A 2,798-nucleotide genomic window follows, 5' to 3' on the forward strand; every position below is an offset into this window, starting at 1 on the left:
TCGGCGAGATCCGCCGCCTCGATCCCAAGCCCGGCATGAAGTTCGGCTCTTCGCGCCTTCAGACCATGGTGCCGGACGTCTATGTCCGCCCGGGGCCCGATGGCGGCTGGCATGTCGAGCTCAACAGCGACACTCTGCCGCGCGTCCTCGTGAACCAGACCTACTACACCGAGCTGTCGAAGAAGATCGGCAAGGACGGCGACAAGTCCTACTTCACCGATGCCCTGCAGAACGCGACCTGGCTCGTGCGCGCGCTCGATCAGCGCGCCCGCACCATCCTGAAGGTCGCAACCGAGATCGTGCGCCAGCAGGACGGCTTCTTCACCCATGGTGTGGCGCACCTGCGGCCGCTCAACCTGAAAGCCGTCGCCGACGCCATCCAGATGCATGAATCCACGGTGTCGCGCGTCACCGCCAACAAATACATGGCGACGAATCGCGGCACCTTTGAATTGAAGTATTTCTTCACCGCGTCGATCGCCTCGGCCGATGGCGGCGAGGCGCATTCCGCCGAAGCCGTTCGCCACCACATCAAGCAGCTGATCGATTCGGAGGAGCCGTCCGCGATCCTCTCCGACGACACGATCGTGGAACGGTTGCGTGCATCCGGCATTGATATTGCCCGACGCACGGTTGCGAAGTACCGCGAAGCCATGCGCATTCCCTCTTCGGTACAACGCCGTCGCGACAAGCAGAGCGCTCTTGGCAACGTCCTCTCCACCGCCCTGTCCGATCGCTCCCGCAACACCGAGCCGGCCTGATTGCGCGCGCCTCAAATCGCGCTACTCTCAATCTCCCCTCGGGCTTGATCCAAGCTAGCCACCAACCAGGCGAGGCATCACATGACTCTCCGGATTTCGGGCAAAAGCATCAGCGTCGGCGAAGCCCTCCGCGGCCGCGTCGCCGAGCGCACGGACGAGGTGTTGCGCAAATATTTTGACGGCAATTATTCCGGCCACATTACGCTCAGCAAGGACGGGTTCGGCTTCCGCACCGATTGCGCGCTGCACCTCGATTCCGGGATCACGCTGGAGGCCGATTCGAACGCGCCGGACGCCTATGCCAGCGCCGACCAGGCGCTGCTGATGATCGAGAAGCGACTGCGCCGTTACAAGAGCCGGTTGAAGGACCGGTCCGCCCGCAAGGCCGCCGCCGCCTCCGCAGCGCTCGCCTCGATGGATGCCACTGCCTACGTCCTGGAGGCCCCCGGCGAGGGCGAGGACGAGGTCACCGGCTACAGCCCCGTGATCATCGCAGAATCGACCACCTCCTTGAGGCAGCTTTCGGTCAGCGAAGCGGTCATGGAACTCGACCTCAGCGGCGCCCATTGCCTGGTATTTCAGCATGGCTCGAGCGGGCGGGTGAACATCATTTACCGCCGGGCGGATGGCAATGTCGGCTGGATCGACCCTCCTGCGGCCAAAGCCGGGAGTTAGCCCACCCCCATCGAGGGTTTCGGGATCCTCCCCGTAGGACTCCTGTCTTTAGGGAAGAGCGCGGTAAAAGGCGTTCGCGGGAGTTGGCACCGGGATTGCGTTGGAGTAGAAGCGCCCCACATCAGGACTGGGGCTAAGTCCGCCTCCTGCTTCACCTTATTGACGCCGGCCAAATCTGGTCTTCCAAGTTGGCCAATTCGGAACCTGACGGCTTAATTCACCTCGGAAAGCTCCATGCCGATTACCGATCTGGTCGCACCCGAGGCGATTCTCCCGGCATTGAAAGTCAACAGCAAGAAGCAGGCCTTGCAGGAACTCGCTGCCAAGGCGGCCGAGCTGACCGGACAGAACGAGCGTTCGGTGTTCGAGGTGCTGTTGCAGCGGGAGAAGCTCGGCACCACCGCGGTCGGCTATGGTGTCGCAATTCCTCACGGCAAGCTGCCCAAGCTCGAAAAGATCTTTGGCCTGTTCGCGCGGCTCGAGCGCCCGATCGATTTCGAGGCTATGGACGGCCAGCCGGTCGATCTCGTCTTCCTGCTGCTCGCACCTGAAGGTGCGGGTGCCGATCATCTGAAGGCGCTGGCGCGCATCGCGCGCCTCCTGCGCGACCAGGACATCGCCAAGAAGCTGCGTGCCTCGCGCGACGCGCAGGCGATCTATTCGGTGCTCGCGCTGCCGCCGGCGACCGCGGCGTAGGCTCACCGCAGCTTGAATCTCGCACGCTTGCGACCGAGCAAGGCAGAGCTACGTGGGATGTCGCATTGCGGAGATCCAGCCACGATCAGGCGTTGTCGATAGCAGTGTGGTTCTGCGTCCGGCATGAAGCCGACGAGGCCAGAGCGTGATCCGGAAAAGCGTGAAGCAGTTTTCCCGCGCGACAAACGCGGAACGCGTTCGCGCGGAGATCATGCTCAGACAACAACCCAAAGCGCGATGAGGATTCTTCCTAATCTCATCGCTCTAGATGTCGAGAGGCATGTCCGGTTCGCGAAGAGCGTATCCGTATTCTGCAAGCGGCGGTTTCCCGGCAATGTTTGATTTATTTTCCTCGGGCTCTAGTCGGTCGCGATAAGCCCCGCATCTTGCATCTGTGCAGAAGGAAAGCTCATGGGAACAGTCGTCTGGCTCGAAGGCCAATCGCGCGAAGCTTCGAGACACTCGCCTCACCCATTGCGGCCTGATCTTCAAGCGGACCTCGCGCGCCATGCGGAAAAGATCGAAGCTGCGACAAACACCTGTACGATTCTCATGACGTGCATCGTAGGGCTCCAGAAAAGCCTCGAGCTTCTAAAGCGGGATGGGGTTAGGTTGAATCGATTTGGGATTCCCAAATCAGCTTGCTTCTGATTCACCATGCTGGCT

3 protein-coding genes are annotated in these 2,798 nt (G+C 61.6%); all 3 read left to right on the forward strand.

All coding sequences use genetic code 11. The annotated features are described in order from the left end of the window. The coding region (locus SO140_RS45525) for an RNA polymerase factor sigma-54 (protein ID WP_498544162.1) at positions 1-761 on the forward strand (761 nt) is incomplete at its 5' end. 81 nt (positions 762-842) lie between these two features. Continuing rightward, positions 843-1,436: a ribosome hibernation-promoting factor, HPF/YfiA family gene (gene hpf, locus SO140_RS45530; RefSeq protein ID WP_449383242.1), complete on the forward strand. Its 594-nt coding sequence runs from the start codon at positions 843-845 to the stop codon at positions 1,434-1,436. Between the two features lie 234 nt (positions 1,437-1,670). Then, entirely contained in the window at positions 1,671-2,132 is a 462-nt protein-coding gene (gene ptsN / locus SO140_RS45535; protein WP_449383243.1) for a PTS IIA-like nitrogen regulatory protein PtsN, read from the forward strand. Positions 2,133-2,798 lie beyond the last annotated feature (666 nt).

The organism is Bradyrhizobium sp. UFLA05-108 (assembly GCF_059803455.1).